The sequence below is a fragment of the Prauserella rugosa genome (genome assembly GCF_000719975.1).
GTDB classification, from domain to species: domain Bacteria; phylum Actinomycetota; class Actinomycetes; order Mycobacteriales; family Pseudonocardiaceae; genus Prauserella; species Prauserella rugosa.
In genome coordinates this window covers 1-269 of sequence record NZ_JOIJ01000079.1, presented here as the reverse complement: position 1 = coordinate 269, position 269 = coordinate 1, and the positions used below count along the sequence as shown (strand labels likewise).

The following is a 269-nucleotide window of genomic DNA, read 5'->3' as shown; positions in this document are numbered from 1 at the left end:
TCGAATCGAGCACCGACTGGAGAGAGACGAGAACTGGATAGAGACGCTTCTCTGAACTGACGGGCAGCGGGTCCGAATCGGGGAGCCACGAAACCTTGCTTGAGTTCGGAACCTTCGGGTAGACGCCGAGGCCGACGTTCCACAACCTGCCGTGGTGTGCGCAGATGTTCCGTAGCCGAACGTACGTACGCAGCCAGGAATCGAGCAGCGGCTCGGTCAGGCCGATGCTGGACGCGATCGCTCGCCTGTCTTGCCGCCTACGCAGATTG

At 61.3% G+C, this 269-nt stretch carries 1 protein-coding gene; it reads right to left on the bottom strand.

Annotated elements, in window-relative coordinates; genetic code table 11:
• The coding region (locus tag IF64_RS26905; protein ID WP_169741977.1) for an Abi family protein at positions 1-269 on the bottom strand (269 nt) is incomplete at both ends.